The sequence below is a fragment of the Achromobacter sp. FW305-C-28 genome (assembly GCF_058783235.1).
Map to the genome: position 1 here is coordinate 302,687 of NZ_JBYSYL010000006.1, position 15,006 is coordinate 317,692.

At 63.6% G+C, this 15,006-nt stretch carries 16 protein-coding genes; 7 read left to right on the top strand and 9 right to left on the bottom strand.

Annotated features, from left to right (window positions below; translation table 11 throughout):
* Nucleotides 1-12 precede the first annotated feature (12 nt).
* The 3 genes from AC3WMR_RS17450 (at nt 13) to AC3WMR_RS17460 (ending at nt 2,785) form a co-directional block, all read left to right on the top strand.
* Nucleotides 13-1,038: an ABC transporter substrate-binding protein gene (locus AC3WMR_RS17450; protein WP_492264016.1), complete on the top strand. Its 1,026-nt coding sequence runs from the start codon at nt 13-15 to the stop codon at nt 1,036-1,038.
* A 71-nt stretch (nt 1,039-1,109) separates the two neighbouring features.
* Complete coding sequence (locus AC3WMR_RS17455; protein ID WP_492264224.1) at nt 1,110-1,964, top strand: ABC transporter permease; 855 nt, start codon at nt 1,110-1,112, stop codon at nt 1,962-1,964.
* Nucleotides 1,964-2,785, top strand: a complete 822-nt coding sequence (locus tag AC3WMR_RS17460; protein ID WP_492264015.1) for an ABC transporter permease — start codon at nt 1,964-1,966, stop codon at nt 2,783-2,785. Before AC3WMR_RS17455 ends, AC3WMR_RS17460 begins: the two co-directional genes overlap by 1 nt.
* A gap of 43 nt (nt 2,786-2,828) precedes the next feature.
* On the opposite strand, the gene AC3WMR_RS17465 is transcribed toward AC3WMR_RS17460, so the two are convergent.
* The 5 genes from AC3WMR_RS17465 to AC3WMR_RS17485 all read right to left on the bottom strand — a co-directional run bounded on the left by AC3WMR_RS17465 (nt 2,829) and on the right by AC3WMR_RS17485 (nt 7,118).
* Entirely contained in the window at nt 2,829-3,788 is a 960-nt protein-coding gene (locus AC3WMR_RS17465) for a 2-hydroxyacid dehydrogenase (RefSeq protein ID WP_492264014.1), read from the bottom strand.
* Between the two features lie 12 nt (nt 3,789-3,800).
* On the bottom strand, nt 3,801-4,292 hold the full coding sequence (locus tag AC3WMR_RS17470) for a type II 3-dehydroquinate dehydratase (protein ID WP_492264013.1): 492 nt from the start codon (nt 4,290-4,292) through the stop codon (nt 3,801-3,803).
* Complete coding sequence (locus AC3WMR_RS17475; RefSeq protein WP_492264012.1) at nt 4,282-4,896, bottom strand: glutathione S-transferase; 615 nt, start codon at nt 4,894-4,896, stop codon at nt 4,282-4,284. Before AC3WMR_RS17475 ends, AC3WMR_RS17470 begins: the two co-directional genes overlap by 11 nt.
* Before the next feature lie 15 nt (nt 4,897-4,911).
* Nucleotides 4,912-5,910, bottom strand: a complete 999-nt coding sequence (locus AC3WMR_RS17480; protein WP_492264011.1) for an NAD(P)H-quinone oxidoreductase — start codon at nt 5,908-5,910, stop codon at nt 4,912-4,914.
* Between the two features lie 86 nt (nt 5,911-5,996).
* Nucleotides 5,997-7,118 (bottom strand): ABC transporter ATP-binding protein, encoded by a 1,122-nt coding sequence (locus tag AC3WMR_RS17485; RefSeq protein WP_492264010.1) that lies wholly within the window; start codon nt 7,116-7,118, stop codon nt 5,997-5,999.
* On the opposite strand from AC3WMR_RS17485, the gene AC3WMR_RS17490 reads away from it, so the two are divergent.
* Together AC3WMR_RS17490 and AC3WMR_RS17495 are read left to right on the top strand one after the other, a co-directional pair.
* Nucleotides 7,117-7,359, top strand: a complete 243-nt coding sequence (locus tag AC3WMR_RS17490; protein ID WP_492264009.1) for a hypothetical protein — start codon at nt 7,117-7,119, stop codon at nt 7,357-7,359. The genes AC3WMR_RS17485 and AC3WMR_RS17490 overlap by 2 nt on opposite strands.
* Nucleotides 7,360-7,516: 157 nt before the next feature.
* A complete protein-coding gene (locus AC3WMR_RS17495) occupies nt 7,517-8,767 on the top strand; it encodes a flavin-containing monooxygenase (RefSeq protein ID WP_492264008.1) in 1,251 nt (416 codons plus the stop codon).
* Nucleotides 8,768-8,937: 170 nt separating this feature from the next.
* Here the strand turns inward: AC3WMR_RS17495 and AC3WMR_RS17500 are convergent, their stop codons facing one another.
* The 4 genes from AC3WMR_RS17500 to AC3WMR_RS17515 form a co-directional block, all read right to left on the bottom strand.
* The gene (locus AC3WMR_RS17500) at nt 8,938-10,026 is read right to left on the bottom strand and encodes a fimbrial protein (RefSeq protein ID WP_492264007.1); all 1,089 of its coding nucleotides are present in this window, start codon (nt 10,024-10,026) and stop codon (nt 8,938-8,940) included.
* A gap of 105 nt (nt 10,027-10,131) precedes the next feature.
* On the bottom strand, nt 10,132-11,223 hold the full coding sequence (locus AC3WMR_RS17505) for a fimbrial protein (RefSeq protein WP_492264006.1): 1,092 nt from the start codon (nt 11,221-11,223) through the stop codon (nt 10,132-10,134).
* Between the two features lie 128 nt (nt 11,224-11,351).
* Complete coding sequence (locus AC3WMR_RS17510; RefSeq protein ID WP_492264005.1) at nt 11,352-11,894, bottom strand: fimbrial protein; 543 nt, start codon at nt 11,892-11,894, stop codon at nt 11,352-11,354.
* A 249-nt stretch (nt 11,895-12,143) separates the two neighbouring features.
* On the bottom strand, nt 12,144-12,767 hold the full coding sequence (locus AC3WMR_RS17515; RefSeq protein WP_492264004.1) for a response regulator: 624 nt from the start codon (nt 12,765-12,767) through the stop codon (nt 12,144-12,146).
* A gap of 788 nt (nt 12,768-13,555) precedes the next feature.
* Here AC3WMR_RS17515 and AC3WMR_RS17520 point away from each other — a divergent pair.
* Together AC3WMR_RS17520 and AC3WMR_RS17525 are read left to right on the top strand one after the other, a co-directional pair.
* Nucleotides 13,556-14,098, top strand: a complete 543-nt coding sequence (locus tag AC3WMR_RS17520) for a fimbrial protein (protein ID WP_492264003.1) — start codon at nt 13,556-13,558, stop codon at nt 14,096-14,098.
* A 98-nt stretch (nt 14,099-14,196) separates the two neighbouring features.
* Complete coding sequence (locus AC3WMR_RS17525; protein ID WP_492264002.1) at nt 14,197-14,940, top strand: fimbrial biogenesis chaperone; 744 nt, start codon at nt 14,197-14,199, stop codon at nt 14,938-14,940.
* The last annotated feature ends 66 nt before the right edge of the window (nt 14,941-15,006 follow it).

Sequence of the window (15,006 nt, forward strand, 5' to 3'; positions counted from 1 at the left end):
CAAGGGGTTGTCATGATCAAGAAACTTATTTGCGCGGGCCTCGTTGCCGGCGCGGCCTTCGCCGGTACGGCGCAGGCGCAGGATGCGCTGGTGGTGAGCACCTGGGGCGGCAGCTTCCGGGACCTTATCGACGAGACCATCGGCCGTGAGTTCACGCGGCAGACGGGGGTGCCGGTGAAGTACATCACGGGCGGCACCATCGATCGCCTGAACAAGGCCAAGCTCGCCACCAAGCCGGAAAGCGACATCACGTTCACCACATCGCACATCGGCTGGCTCTACGTCAATGCCGGCCTGTACGAGAAGCTGGACCTGAGCAAGATCCCCAACTACGCGCACCTGGTGGAGCGCGCCAAGATCAGCCCGTACCATATCGGCAGCTGGGCGTATGTGTACACCATCGGCTACCGCCCCGACCTGGTTCCCGCCGGCATCACCTTCAACAGCTGGAACGACCTCTGGAACCCGGCGCTGAAAGGCAAGCTGTCCGCGCCCGATTTCGACCCCAGCCATATCATCGATATTTCGGCGTTGCTTTCGGGCGGCGACGCGAGCACCTGGGAAAAAGGGCAAGACAAGCTCAAGGCCCTGAAACCCAACTTCAAGGCCTTCTACACCAACGATGCCAACAGCCAGCAACTGATCGCCGCCGGCGAGACGCCCGTACAGATCGTGCTGTCCATGAACGCCTACTACATGATCGGCCAAGGCGTGCCGATCAAGGTGGCCATGCCCAAGGAAGGCGCGGTGCTGGGCGTGGATACCATGGGCATCATGAAAGGCAGCACCAAGATAGACCTGGGGCACAAGTTCATGAACATCGCGCTTTCGCCGGACGTGCAGGCCAAGATCGTGGCCGCCAAGAAGGCCAGCCCTGTCATCGACGACGCCAAGGTCTCGCCCGAAGACGCCGCGCTGCCGGGCGTGTTCACGACCAGGCAGCAATGGGATACCCAGGCCATCGTCATCGACGACAAGCTGCGCGCCGAGAAGACCGCCGAATGGCGCAAGTGGTTCACCGAGAACATCATGAACTGACCGCCGGCGCCTCGGCCTTTCCGGACCGCGGCGCCGCCACGCTTTCACCGTACACGAAGGATGGGTCCACCATGGATGCGCGTTCCAACTTGAGGGGATGGCTGATATCCCCGGCCAGCTTCATCGCGCTGTGCATCTGCGTCGCCATGGCGGCCGTGCTGCAGTACAGCTTGCGCACTTTCATTCCCGGTTCGCTGGATGTCGGCGGCCTGACGCTGATGAACTTCTCGGGCATGGGCAAGCAGATCTACATCGATGCCTTTGTCAACACGTTGCGCCTGAGCGTGGAAACCACGGTCTTCTCATTGCTCGTCGCGTATCCCTTGGCGTACGCCCTGGTCAGGGTGCGAAACCGCTACATCAAGTCTTTCATCCTGATCGTCGCCATCACGCCGCTTTTCCTGGGTGAGATCGTGCGTACCTATTCCTGGATCATCGTGCTGGGCAGCACGGGCTTCATCAATTCGATGTTGCTCAAGCTGGGCCTGATCGATACGCCGCTTACGCTGATGTTCAGTCATCTGGGCGTACTGGTGGCGCTGGTGCATGTCACGGTTCCCGTGGTCGTGTTGATGCTGGCCACCGCCATCTCGCATATCGACCGCGACTACGAGAAAGCGGCCGAAAGCCTGGGCGCGGGGCCGGTGCGCACGTTCCTGACCATCACGCTGCCGCTGTCGATGCCCGGCATCCTGGCCAGCATCACGACCTCGTTCGCCTGGACGTTCAGCGCCTTCGCCACACCGCAGATGATCGGTGGCGGCCGCGTGCCGACGGTCTCGACATTGGTCTACCAGCTAGGGTTTTCATCGATGAACTTTCCCCTGGCGGCCAGCCTGAGCGTCATGGGCCTGGGCCTGACGGCGATTGCGCTGATGCTGCTCGGCCGCGTCACGCGGCGTCTCAAGGTCATTGGAGGACACTGATGGGTCTGCGCAAATCCCTGCCCCTGTGGCTGCGTATCGGCGCGCCCGTGCTGATCACGCTCATTCTGGCCTTCGTGCTGCTGCCGGTCGTGGTGGTGGTGCTGGCTTCCTTCAATGAAAAAGCCCTGCTTACGTTTCCGCCGCAGGCCTGGTCCTGGCGCTGGTTCGAGCGGGTCTTCACCTACTCGGACTTCCGTGACGGCTTTCGCGCCAGCATGGTGGTCACGTTCTGGTCGTCGTTGCTGGCGCTGGTCATCGGCACCGGGCTGGCGATTGCCGTCAAGCGCATGGCGTTTCCCGGCAAGAACATCCTGCAGGCCATCCTGCTGTCGCCGCTGGTGATCCCGCACTTCACGGTGGGACTGGGCCTGCTTATTCTGGTTGCGCAGCTGAACATCGATCGCGGCTACGGCATCGTGATCCTGTGCCACGTCATTCTCGTCCTGCCTTTCGTGCTGCGCAGCGTCTATGTCTCGATGGAGAACCTGGACGTGCGACTGGAGCAGAGCGCCGCCAGCCTGGGCGCATCGCCCGTGCGAGTGCTGTTCACGATCACCGTGCCATTGCTGGCGCCGGGCCTGTTCGGCGGCTGGCTGTTCGCGGCCATCATGTCGTTCAGCGAATTCACTGCGTCGCTGTTCGTGACCACCCAGAACACGCAGACCCTGCCGGTGACCATGTACAACTATGTGCGCGAGTTCGCCGACCCGACCCTGGCTGCGCTGTCGGTGGTGTATATCGTCGTGACGGCCACGTTGCTGATCTTCGCCAACCGTTTCCTGGGATTGGGCAGGATCCTGAATATCGAGGACAACCACTAGGGCCTGTCAACAGGCCCTGGCCCGCGGGCCAGGGCCGTGCCTGTCAATAGCCGCGTGCACCATCCACGCGATTGACGGGCGGCAAGCCCTGGCTGACACGCAGTACGTTGTCGGCGATCTGTTCGGCGGCCGAGGCCGGAATGGCTACCGACGCCAGGTGGGGCGTGATCAGCACGTTTTCCATGGCCCAGAGCGGGTCGCCGGGTGGCAGGGGCTCGCGCTCGAAGACGTCCAGCGTCGCGCCGCCCAGGTGGCCGCTGCGCAGCAGGTCGGTCAGGGCGGTCTGGTCGACCAGCGCGCCCCGGGCCACATTGATCAGGGCCGCGCCGCGCGGCAGACGCTGCAGGCGTTCGCGATCCAGCAGGCCGTGCGTCTGCGGCGTGAGCGGGAGCATCACGACCAGGATGTCGGCGCGCGACAGCACGGTATCCAGCGACGCCATGCCGGCATGGCATTCGATGCCTTCGATATTGCGCGGGCTGCGCGACCAACCCAGCACCGCCAGCCCCTGGCGGGACAGTTCCCGCGCCGCACAGGCGCCCAGTTCGCCCAGGCCCAGCACCGCCACGCGCACCGTCTCCGGCGAACGCGGATGGCGATAGGCCCATTCGCCCCGCCGCTGCGCGGCCTCGAAATGGGGAATGTCACGCGCATAACGCAGGGCGGCAAACAACACATAGCCCGCCATCATGCGCGCCATGTTGGGATCGGTGAGGCGCGTGATGGGCACCTCGGCGGGCAGATCTTCGCGGCCGACCAGCGAATCCACCCCCGCGCCCAGATTCACGATGAGGCGCAGGTGCCTCATGCGGTCGAAGAACCCCGGCGGCGCTTTCCAGACCAGTGCGTAGTGGATCTCGGCCGGATCGTGTGCCTCGTCGCCGTGCACCACGCGCAGGTCGGGCAGACGCGCCTGCATGGCGTCGCGCCACGCCGTGAAGTCGTCGAATTGGCTGTAGAAGACCATTGCGCCCGATACGGCGGGCAGGGGGGCGGCATGCATGGCGGGTCAACCTCAGGCGGCGCGGCCGATCAGGCGGGACATGGCCTCGATGGCAAGCTCGTAGCCATCACCGCCCAGTCCCGCGATGACGCCATCGGCGGCCTTGGAAATATAGGAATGATGGCGGAAGGCTTCGCGCCGCCAGATATTGCTCATGTGGACTTCGATGATCCTGCCAGGAAAGGATAGCAAGGCATCCAGAATGGGTACCGACGAATAGGTCAGGCCGGCGGCGTTGATGATGATGCCTTGCGCCGCGCCGCGTGCTTCCTGGATCCAGTCAACCAGCTGGCCTTCGTGGTTGGACTGGACGAAATTCAGCTGGATGCCCAGCGAGGCGGCCTTGTTTTCGCAGCGTTGCTGCAGCACGGGAAAACTGTCGGAACCGTAGGTTTTGTTGGCATCCAGCCCGTAGAGATTGGCATTCGGCCCGTTGAGAAACCAGACCGTGGAAGAGGTTGGGGGGGCGCTCGGCGTCGTCATGGCGGCAGTCTCAGGTTTCATGGGGAAGGGTCGCCTGCATGGCAGGCAAGGCGTTGATCACGGAGAACCACGCCGCGGCGCGCGGATGCGCGGTGCGCCAGTCCAGTTCGGGAAAGCGGAAATCCAGATAGCCCAGGGCGCAGGCGAGGGTCAGGTCGCCGATGCTCGGATGCGTTCGCGGCAGGTCTTCCGCCTGCGTCTCGATGTCCGCCAGGCAGGCTTGCACCTTGACGAGCTGCGCCTCGCGCCATTGGGGCCACTGGATCGCGGCCGGCCGGGCCGTGTGCTCATAGCGCGCCAGCAGAGCGGCATCCAGCAGGCCGTCGCCCAGGGCCTGGCGCGTCAAGGCCACCCAGCGGGCCGGGCCGGCCGGAAACAACTGCGTGTCGCCGGCAGCGTCGGCCAGGTATTCGCAGATTACGCGGCTGTCGTAGAGCGCGCTGCCGTCCGGCAGGATCAGGGTGGGCACCTTGGCCAGCGGATTGTGGGCGGCGATGCGCGTATCGCGGTTGATCGGATGCGCGGCGCTGGCCAGCCATTCGATCCGTCCGGCCTGGCCGGTCAGGTGCGCGCAGACCATCACTTTGCGCACGAAGGGGGACGTCGGGGCGTAGAGAAGTTTCAAGCAGGACTCCGTGGGTCAGGGTTTGAGGACCAGCTTGCCGAACACCTTGCCGCTTTCCAGCAACTGATGCGCGCGCACGGCATCGGCCAGGGGCAGGCTTTGTGCCATCCTGGGCCGGATGCGGCCCGCGGCCACCAGGGGCAACACATGGCGCTTGAGCGCGACGGCCATCCGGGCCTTCTCGGCATCGGTCTGCGGACGCATGGTCGAAGAATGCAGGCTCAACTGTTTCTGCATCAGCGTCAGCAGCTCGATGTTGATGGCCGACCCTTGCAGGAAGGAAAGGCTGACGTGGCGCCCGCCGAAGGCCAGCGCCTGCAGGTTGCGCCGCACATAGTCGCCACCGACGATATCCAGCACGACATCCACGCCGCGGCCCTGCGTGAACGTTTCGCAGGCCTGTACGAAATCCGTGTCATGAAAGCAGATCACCTCGTCGGCGCCGAGTTCGCGCAGGGCGTCGAAGCGGTCGCGTTCGCCGTCCGTGACGATGACCCGCGCGCCGGCGGCATGCGCCATCTGGATGGCCAGCGTGCCGATGCCGCCGCCGCCGCCATGGATCAGCACCGTGTCGCCCATGCGCAGGCGGCCCAGCTCGAACAGGTTGTGCCAGACGGTGAACAGGCCTTCGGGCAGGGCGCTTGCCGCGGCGTCGTCCAGCGCCTCGGGCACCGCCAGGGAATGATCCACGCGAGCCACGCACCAGGGCGCATAGCCGCCGCCGGCAAGCAGGCTCATTAGCCGCTGTCCGCGCAGGGAGTCCGGCACGCCAGGTCCGCAAGCCGCCACTTCACCGCAAGCCTCCAGCCCCAGCACATCGGTCACGCCCGGCGCCGGCTTGCTCACGCCCTGGCGTTGCATGATGTCGGGCCGGTTGATGCCGGCCGAATGCACGCGCAGCAGCACTTCACCGGGGCCCGGCGCCGGCACCGGCCTGCCGGCCAGCGTCAACACCGTGGCGTCGCCCGGCTCGCGGGCGATGATGGCTTGCATTTCAACGGGAATCTGGGTCATGGCACGATGCCTCGCGGACGAGTGGATACTCGGCGGCTGCGCAGGCGCGGCCGCCAGGAAGAGGGGAGCCTCGCGTGAAGCCGGATTCAGGACGATGCGTTGAAGACACTGACGCCGTGGCCAGGCAGCGCAAGTCCTGCCACGGCGCCCACGGGCCATTCATGCAGGCAGTTCAGGTCGAAGGTGCGCACCATGACGTGCTGGCGCCCCTCAACGGGAATGTGCACCTCCAGGTACAGATCCACGTGGTCGCCCTGGAACACGTGGTTGACGACCGTGCCGCTCAGGACCGACCCGCTATGCAGGGTTTCCAGCTTGATGTGTTCCGGCCGCACATAGAGATCGAGCCGGTGGCCCTCGTGCGAGCCGCCCACCAGGCGCTGGCGGGGGATGTGCGTCAGCCCGGCGCCCAGGCGCAGCTGGATGGTTTCCGCGCTGGTGCCGTGGTAGTGCGCGGGCAGGATGTTGACGTCGCCCAGGAACGAGGCCACGAACGGATCCTGCGGATTGCGGTAGAGCTCGTCCGGCGTGGCGACCTGGCGGATCTCGCCCTGGTTCATCACGGCGATGCGATCCGACATGCTGAGGGCTTCGCCCTGGTCATGGGTGACGAAGATCGTTGTCACGCCCAACCGGCGCTGGATGTCGCGGATCTCAACCTGCATGGCGCCGCGCAGGCCTTTGTCCAGCGCGGAAAAAGGTTCGTCCAGCAGCAACACCTTGGGACGGATCACCAGCGCCCGCGCCAGCGCCACGCGCTGCTGCTGGCCGCCGGAGAGCTCGCGCGGCTTGCGCTCGCCCAGGCCATCGAGCTTGACCAGGGCCATGGCTTCACGCACCCGCTGTTCGATCTCGGCGGCCGGCACGCGCCGCATCCGCAGGCCGTAAGCGATATTGCGTTCGACGGTCATGTGCGGGAACAGGGCGTAGTTCTGGAACACGATGCCGATCTGGCGCAGATACGGCGGCAGCGCCGTGACCGGCGTGTCGTCGATGAAGATCTCGCCTTCGTTCGCTTCGGCAAAGCCCGCGATCAGGTTCAGCAAGGTGGTCTTGCCGCAGCCCGACGGACCCAGCAGCGTCAGGAATTCCCCTCGCTCGATCTTCAGGGACACCTGTTTCAGTACCGCGAGATCGCGGTATTGCTTGACGACGCCCTCCAGGCGGACCGCGCTGGAGCTATCGGAGGCAAAGGGAAGATTCGGCATGGCTGCTGCACTCACGGAGTTCAGTTTCCCGGCGCGAAACGCCGGGAAAAAACAGGCGGGGGTCGCATGGCACGCAGGGCTGCGACGCCAGCGTTCTGATGCAGTCAAGAATACGGTAAAGCCCTATTTCCAGTGCATTGCCGATGCTGATGGGGGGCATCGGAAAAAAGAAATCACGTCGGTGCAAGCGCTGCACCCGGGCAAACCGACACCTTTGCTTTTTCCTAAGTCAGCCGTCTGAAAAACGAAGTTATCAACGGTGGGCTTCGGGGTCACACTGCGTGCCAATCGTTCAGCGCGCACCGGGATCGTGCACGCGGTTCGCCGGCTTTCTTGTCCTTGATCGTCGTGTCAGCCTCGAGACGCACCAGGGTCTCGGTATTCCTTAGGATCTTCACATGTCAATTGAAAAAACCAATACGCTGGTGATCGGCGCCGGCCAGGCCGGCATCGCAATGAGCGAGCACCTTGGCGCCATGGGGATTCCGCATATCGTGCTTGAACGCAAGCGGATCGCCGAACGCTGGCGTTCCGAGCGCTGGGACTCGCTGGTGGCCAACGGCCCCGCCTGGCACGATCGCTTTCCCGGCCTGAAGTTCGATGATGTCGGGCCCGACGTCTTTCCGCCGAAAGAGCGCATGGCCCAGTACTTTGAAGACTACGCCAGGATGCTCGATGCGCCGGTGCGTACCGGCGTCGAGGTCCGGCGCGTCAAGCGCAATGACAAGCGCCCGGGCTTCACTGTCACCACGTCCGAAGGCACGATTGAAGCGCTGCACGTGGTCGCCGCCACCGGTCCCTTCCAGGTGCCGACCTATCCGAACATCGTGCCCGAAGACTCCGGCATCCAGCAACTGCATTCCTCGGCTTATAAAAACCCGGGCCAGCTGGCCGACGGCGCCGTGCTGGTCGTTGGCGCGGGCGCTTCCGGTTCGCAGATTGCCGAAGAGTTGCGCCAGGCCGGCCGTACCGTCTACCTGTCGGTGGGCGAGCACTACCGGCCGCCCCGTTCATACCGCGGACGCGACTATTGCTGGTGGCTGGGCGCGCTGGGAATGTGGGATGAAGTCAAGAAAAAGCCAAAGCGCGAACACGTCGCCTTCGCCGTGAGCGGCTACGAAAACGGCAAGACCGTCGACTTCCGGCGCCTGGCCCACGACGGCATCCAGCTCGTCGGCATCACGACCTCTTACGAGAACGGCACGTTGCGCTTCGCCGACAATCTCGCCCGCGACGTCGCCCAAGGCGATGCGGACTACTTCGAAGTCCTGCGCGAAGCCGATGCCTACATCGAGCAGAACGGCCTGGACCTGCCGCCCGAACCCGATGCCTGGAAGCTGCTGCCCGACCCGGAGTGCCTTGCCTGCCCCATCCTCAGCCTGAACCTGGCCGAGGCCGGCATCAAGACCATCCTGTGGGCGACGGGCTTCAAAGTCGACTTCAGCTGGATCGACGTCGACACCTTCGACGAAAAGGGCTACCCCATCCACAAGCGCGGCATCTCCGCCGAAAAAGGCATCTACTTTCTCGGCCTGCCCAACCTCACCAACCGCAGTTCCTCATTCATCTGGGGCGTCTGGCACGACGCGCGCTACATCGCGGACCACATCGGCATCCATCTGGACTACCTGGCCTACAAGAAGGAATGACGGCGCCGGCGTTGGCCATCGACCATGCCCAGGCCTGGCATCCAGCCTGGCCGGCGCGTGGGTTCGAATCCGGTCGCCCCGGCTCCATACGGCAAGGCCGCCGGCGATTCAATCGCGGGCGGCCTTTGTTTTTTTGCCACGAACGGGCGGGGCGAGGTCCGCGCGGTTGCCTAGCGGTACTCCATCGTGATGGTGGCGGTGGCGTTGGCTAGGCCGGGGGATATTGCGCCGGATTGCAAGCGCCGGTACTGGGCGCGGAACTTCAGCGGAAATGATCCGGCCGTTGTGGTCACCGGGGCTTGCCATCCAAGTAGATTCAACGGCGTGCCGCTTTCGTCCTGGATTTGCAGCCCGACATTGCGGGCGCTGATGGGCGTATCCTGCAAGGCGATGATGCCCTGGTCGGCCCGCGACATGTCATTGCTGTAGAAGGAGTACGCCATCTTCATTGCGCCGCTGCAGTTCAGGTTCACCTGAAAGTCCTTTGCGGCTTCCTGTGGCGCATCCGAAGCGGCAAAGGCCGCCAGCGGGACCCTGCCCATCTGCACCTCGGTATCCGGAACGGTGCAACTGCCGCGAATGATCCGAATCGGGGGAATGAGAAGATTCAAGACCCGCAGATCAGGTCCCGCGCCATTCTGCTTCACGGTATAGGTGACGGTTGCCGGCTTCGTCATTCCCAAGTCGGACCCGCCTTGATGCGGAGACTTGTTCGTGGCCACCAGTTCAAGGCGGAACCATTCCACACTCCAATAGAACGCACCCAATCCTGCGATGGTGCCAGAGGTCGCCTGAGCATTCTTTCGGTAAGGCAGCCAGTTGGAGACCGCGCCCATGCGCGCCTGAATACCCACGCCGTCCACCCCGCTGGGGTAAATGGGGGGATCGGACCCCGGTATGGGAGCGCCCAGGCCTTCCAACAGCACTTCGGTCGTCCAGTTGCCGCCAACCGAGTCGCAGAAGAGGTAGGGTTTGGACGTGGAATCTTCTCCCGGAAATGAAGGGAAGTTGCCGTCGCTCAAGGGCTCGATGCGCGCGCGCGCCAGGATATTCTTGCTGGCGGCCCCGGCCGTGTCCTCTGTCCAGTCATGACGATCTGCGGGCAGGACAACGGATGGAGGCAGATCAAAGGTGGCGCTGCGCGGATATCCTCCATCCTGCCATAGCTCGCATTTGCCGTACGCCGCGGCAGGTGTGGAAAATAGGCTGCCCATGCACAGCGCCATGGCCTGAAGTGCGGCCGAAAAAGCGGGTTTCATTACGGATTTAATACAGGATTGATTGGGAAAAAAAAGCCGCCGGGGAAGGCTCCCTGGCGGCCATTCGGGCGAGGCGTAGCGATAGCGCCGTTGCCTGGTCGCGGCCTAGTAGTACTGCATCGTGACGGTGGCGGTGGCGGTGGCCCGGCCGGGCAAAATCGGGCCGGGCTGCAAACGGCGGTACTGGGCGATCAACGCAATGGTGTTCAGGCCTGGCCAGGTGGTTTGAGAGGGACTGGCAAAGCCATCCCGCCACTGGCGGAGAAGCACCGGGACGCCATTCTGCCCCTGTATCTGCACACCGACATTGCCCGCGCTGACCGGTGTGTCGTCCAACGAGATCAGGCCTTGGTCCGGGTTGTACATCTGATTGCTTTCCACCTTGTACCTCACCCTTGTCGAGTTTTGGTCGCAGGTGAATTTGAGGTTGAAGGGCTTGGCGCCCTCTGCTGGCGCGTCCGAGGCGTCAAATGCCGACAGGGGCACGCGGCCCAGGTTGACCGTGGTGTCTTGCAACGTACAACTGCCCCGCAAGATTCGTATGGGGGGCAGGATCATGTCCAGCACCTTGAAATCGGGACCTGCGCCGCCCCTGATGTAGACGGTGACGGTTGCCGGCTTGGTCATGCCAAGTTCAGCAGCTCCCTCGCGAGGCAGTCCAGGTATTGCCACAATTTCGGCGGTGAAGTTTTCTACGGACCAGTACAAGCCAGACGGGACGGTGGGGTAGACGTTGGCCGAATAAGGGGCCCAGTTTCCCAGGCCCAATCTGGCGCGGATACCGACACCCGCGACGCCGCTGTGATAGACCGGGGGATAGGTTCCGGCGATGGGGGAGCCCAGCCCTTCTATTTTCATCTCAAAGGTCAGCGGTCCCCCCGATGTGCTATCGCAATGCGCATATGTGTGGAACCACGAGCCGCCAATCGGCTCGACTGGCGTGGAACCCGTATTCATCGTGTCGAATTCCGCACTCCGCACCACATTGCGGCTGAACAGTCCGGTCGCTGAGTCTGACGGGTCGTAGCTGTCGCGCGGCACGATCAAGTCGGTGTTCTGCAAAAGAAGGTTTCTTACCAGTGGGTAGCCGCCTGCTGTCCAGAGCGTGCAATTGCTCGCCGCATGGGTGGACAGCGGGGCCAAGACTGAGAAAAGCAGAATGGCAACACGCAGTGTCGCCGCGAACGGACGTGTCATGGTGGGATCAACATTTGAAACCGGGCTGAGCAGGCGGCGTGGTTGTACGACTGGCGTGGCACGGTCTGATGGCTAGGCAAGGCGATACCGAGGGTCCGACGGCTACCGCCGCCGGACCGTGTGGCAACTTAGTTGTAGACCATCGAGTACGTCACGGACGTGTTGACCGCGCCCGATCCGGCAGCGCCGCCGCTCGCCACGTACTCGGCGTAGTAGCGCAGCATGGCATCGCCGGTGGTGGCGTCGATGATGGCGGTCTGCGAGGCGACGCCCGGGCGAATGATGGTCGAGCCGTCCTCCTGCAACAGGCGGACCTGGACATTGGCGGCACCGCCCGAGGCGGTGTTCATCAGGCGGCCGCTGGTGCCATCCACGTTGGTGCCGGGCTCGAACCACGTCGACACGTTGCCCGACTTGACCGAGCAACCGGTGACCGCAAGGGTGAACGGCGTGCGGCCGGCCGCGGTGCCATCGGACGCCAGCGCCGATGCCGCCACGTTGGGCAAGGTGACCGTGAAGTCGGTGGCGCCGGTGCCATTGCCGTTGATGGTGCAAGTCTGCGCCGAGATGCTGCCGGTGAAGGTGATGGTGCCGTCGGCGGCGTGGGCGGCCGAGCCGAAGGCCAGCGCCAGGGCGGCGACGACGGTGGCGGTCGAGAAAGTGTGTTTCATGAAGTGCTCCAGGTGTGTCATCGCCAAAGGCGCGACAGGGGTTGTGAAAAATAGTTCGCCTTGCGCAGCGTCGAGACAACGGCATCGAAGTAACGGCCGGCAGCCGGTCATCCCGCACTGGTTTTGGCCTGCACAGAGTGCACTTTTATCGGCGATGTAGATATTGGAAGTTTCTAGAAATAGATTTGATGGGGTCATTCCGGTGCATCAGGCGGGGAATACCGTGCCTGGAGACGGGGCCTTGAACACCTAAAAGAAGCGTAAATCGCGCAGCGCGGAATAGAGCTCCGAATCGTTCTTGACGCCGATTTTTCGCATTGCCGATATCTTGTGCGCGCTGGCGGTCTTGACGGTCCGGTTGATCTTCACCGCGACCTCCGTCATCGACATTCCGGCGGCAAATAACCGCAAGACCTCCACCTCCTTATCGCTCAACGGACCGCCGCTGATCGTGTGCCAGCTTTCATCCAGCAGCGCCTGGATGGTTGGCGACAGATACGTCAATCCGCCGATCACGCGTTCCAATGCGGTGGCGATATGGCTCAGCGGGTCGCGCTTGCTGACCACGGCGGCGACGCCATTCTCGATAATGATGCGGATGATGGCGGCGTTGTCCTGCATGCTGAAGACGATGATTTTCGTGCCCGGGTACTGCCGCTGGATCCACTTCACCAGCGTCAGTCCGTCCGCGGCGTCTTCCCGTGGCAATGAATAGTCGGCGATGAGGACGTCGCAAGCCCTGTGCGCCAGCAGTGCGCGCAATCCGCTGATGGTGGATGTGCGTCCGACCAGATCGACAGCGGGCAGGTCGGCGAGGATTTGATCCAGGGCGGTGAGGACCAGGGGATGATCGTCAATGGCGATGACTCGCATGATGTCTTTGCTCCTGAAGAATTGGGGGGGGGCTCGCGTTTGCGCGCATCGCGCGCGGGAAATCGCGCGCATCGCGCGCGGGAAAAAAAAGCGGGGCTGCCTGCCGTACGGCCTTGCCGTTGCAACGACGTGAAAGGCTGCGCGCGCAGGGTGGCGCGATAGTCGCGGCGCACGGTCGCCGGGATGAATGGCGTGGGTGCCATAAATGGGGAGCGTGCGGTTTGCAAAGCGAATGCCGAGCGTGTCGGACCGTGTAGCGGAACTCACGTGCGGCGGCCGGAATGGGTTGCTGGCGACGTTTGACCTGGTCGACATGGTCGGCCGCGCTAGAGGCTAGGCGACGCAGGCCAGGCTCGATTGATGGTGCTTCTGCTTGCTCAAGTTTCTGGTCGGAGTTCTGGCGCGAGAGGCGCCAGTAATGCGCCGTGTGGCGCCCAATGCAACGCTATCCATGCCGTGGAAATGGCCGCCACGGGCGTCAAGCGTGTGAAGAAAAAGGCATCTCGAGGATGGATTTTGCCCAGAAAAATCGCCGTACGGCACGCGGAAAATTCTAATTTCCAAGTGTCGAAATGTTTTTCGTAACGTGAGACTGCCCGGTCCTGGCAACGTTTTGGAAATATCCAATATTCCGAATGATGTGCGCACGGCATGATGTCTCGGCCTGACGTGCTGTCTGATCCGATTGCGGCAAGCGCCGCGGGCGGGAGGGTTTCGGGTGCGCCGCGCATACATCAATCTACTGCCCTGATTCGCGCCAATGCGTGATGGGCTTGAGGAGTTATTACATGAAAAAAATGATCGCAGTCTTGGGTACCGTAGCCGCTGTGCAGCTGGCATTCCTGCCGGCCGCGCATGCTGCCGATGGCACCCTCACCATCAACGGCAGCGTCTCGGCGCAGACGTGCGACATCAACGGTAACGGCTCGGGCGCCGCTGACTTCAGTGTGGGCTTGCCTGCCGTGGCCACCCCTGCATTGGCGACGGATGGCGCCGTCGCCGGCCGCACGCCGTTCACCATTGCGGTGACGGGTTGCACGACCAAGGCGGGCACGGTGGCGACGTGGTTTGAGCCCGGCAACAACGTTGACACAACGACCCACCGGCTGCGGAACACGGCGGCCGGCGGTGCGGCCAATGTACAGATCGGGCTGCAGAATGCGGACCTGTCGGCGATCGTTCCCGGCACGGCGGCGTCCCAGATCGCCAACATCGACACGACGTCGGGTGATGCCAGCCTGAGCTACTTCGCCCAATACGTGGCCACCGGCGGCGCCGCCGGCTCGGGCGCGGTGAACTCGTCGATTACGTACCTGTTGTCCTACAACTAAAGGCATCGTCCGGGTACGTCCGCGGCGTACCCGGTTGCGCGGCCCGGCCTGCGCGCGGGCCGCGTCTTCCAGACCATAGATTGACTTCGGGGCGAACAATGAAAAGTGTTCTCCGGGGCGTGCTCGCGTACGTCCTGCTTTTTTGCATCGTGGCGCCGGCCGCTGCGAGTGTGGTGATTACTAATACCCGTGTTATCTACACGGCGGATGCTCGCGAGGTGACCGTGCAATTGTCCAACAAGGGCAAACAGCCGGTACTGGTCAGCGCATGGATAGACGCCGGCAACGCCCGGGAGCGGCCGGAAGAGGCGCAAGTGCCCTTCACCATCACCCCGCCCCTGTTCCGTATGGACCCGGACAAGGGGCAGGCGCTGCGCATCTCGTTGACCTCGGCGACGCTGCCGACGGATCGCGAGTCGGTGTTCTGGTTGAACGTGCACGAAGTGCCCCCTGTGTCGCAGGAGGCGCTCGAGGGCAAGAATGTCATGCAGCTTGCCTTGCGCACGCGCATCAAATTGTTCTACCGGCCGACGGGTCTGCCGGGCCAGGTCGAGGACGCGCCTGCTCTGTTGAGCTGGAATCTGGTGTCCAACGCGAACGCGCAGGTATTGCGTGTTCGGAACCCCTCGGCCTATCACGTGTCGTTTGCTGGGGTGTCGTTGCAGGTCAACGGCAAGCCGCTGCCGGTTGTGGCGGAAGCGGTCATGGTGGCGCCAGGCGAGTCGCATGATTTTCCCCTCAACGCCTCGCGTTCGACGCTTTCCGGTGCGGCAAAGGTCAAGTTCGAGGTCATCAACGACTTCGGCGGCTTCAGTCCCTACGTCGGCGATGTGCGTCCGTGAAGGGAGTGACCATGTTGAAAGCGCGTTCCGTACGCGGGATAGGTACGGTGTACCCGTTGCGTAAAT

Coding starts and splice junctions, on each gene's coding strand:
- AC3WMR_RS17510 (WP_492264005.1), bottom strand. CDS start 11,894: ATGAAACACACTTTCTCGACCGCCACCGTCGTCGCCGCCCTGGCGCTG.
- AC3WMR_RS17505 (WP_492264006.1), bottom strand. CDS start 11,223: ATGACACGTCCGTTCGCGGCGACACTGCGTGTTGCCATTCTGCTTTTC.
- AC3WMR_RS17465 (WP_492264014.1), bottom strand. CDS start 3,788: ATGCATGCCGCCCCCCTGCCCGCCGTATCGGGCGCAATGGTCTTCTAC.
- AC3WMR_RS17500 (WP_492264007.1), bottom strand. CDS start 10,026: ATGAAACCCGCTTTTTCGGCCGCACTTCAGGCCATGGCGCTGTGCATG.
- AC3WMR_RS17490 (WP_492264009.1), top strand. CDS start 7,117: ATGGCTGCTGCACTCACGGAGTTCAGTTTCCCGGCGCGAAACGCCGGG.
- AC3WMR_RS17450 (WP_492264016.1), top strand. CDS start 13: ATGATCAAGAAACTTATTTGCGCGGGCCTCGTTGCCGGCGCGGCCTTC.
- AC3WMR_RS17520 (WP_492264003.1), top strand. CDS start 13,556: ATGAAAAAAATGATCGCAGTCTTGGGTACCGTAGCCGCTGTGCAGCTG.
- AC3WMR_RS17480 (WP_492264011.1), bottom strand. CDS start 5,910: ATGACCCAGATTCCCGTTGAAATGCAAGCCATCATCGCCCGCGAGCCG.
- AC3WMR_RS17525 (WP_492264002.1), top strand. CDS start 14,197: ATGAAAAGTGTTCTCCGGGGCGTGCTCGCGTACGTCCTGCTTTTTTGC.
- AC3WMR_RS17495 (WP_492264008.1), top strand. CDS start 7,517: ATGTCAATTGAAAAAACCAATACGCTGGTGATCGGCGCCGGCCAGGCC.
- AC3WMR_RS17515 (WP_492264004.1), bottom strand. CDS start 12,767: ATGCGAGTCATCGCCATTGACGATCATCCCCTGGTCCTCACCGCCCTG.
- AC3WMR_RS17485 (WP_492264010.1), bottom strand. CDS start 7,118: ATGCCGAATCTTCCCTTTGCCTCCGATAGCTCCAGCGCGGTCCGCCTG.
- AC3WMR_RS17455 (WP_492264224.1), top strand. CDS start 1,110: ATGGATGCGCGTTCCAACTTGAGGGGATGGCTGATATCCCCGGCCAGC.
- AC3WMR_RS17470 (WP_492264013.1), bottom strand. CDS start 4,292: ATGAAACCTGAGACTGCCGCCATGACGACGCCGAGCGCCCCCCCAACC.
- AC3WMR_RS17460 (WP_492264015.1), top strand. CDS start 1,964: ATGGGTCTGCGCAAATCCCTGCCCCTGTGGCTGCGTATCGGCGCGCCC.